Annotated in this window: 1 protein-coding gene; it reads left to right on the forward strand. The window is 46.0% G+C overall.

What is annotated here, in order from left to right; genetic code table 11:
• Window positions 1-309 (forward strand): hypothetical protein (locus FHK87_RS26485; protein WP_226294431.1); only part of this gene is annotated, 309 nt, incomplete at both ends.

The raw sequence follows: 309 nt of genomic DNA on the forward strand, positions 1-309 counted from the left end.
GCACCTTACCAAGTGGTGTTGTTGCAGGAACCAGTACGAGTGATACCGTTACGATCAGTGATGCTACGGAATATACAGTAAACCTAACGGCAAGTGTTGATACAGCGGTAGAAGGTGGTACAGATGGAGATTTTACAGCGACCTTAAATGCGGTGAACACTACAGGCAGTGCTATTGTAATCCCTGTAGTGATGAGTGGTACGGCTACTGATGGTACGGACTATACCAGCATTGTAAACATTACGATTCCCAATGGCTCAGACACAGGTACAGTAGCAGTTGATGCGGCTACTGATGGTTTGATAGAAG

It is taken from the genome of Aquimarina algicola (assembly GCF_006443095.1).
Lineage (GTDB): Bacteria > Bacteroidota > Bacteroidia > Flavobacteriales > Flavobacteriaceae > Aquimarina > Aquimarina algicola.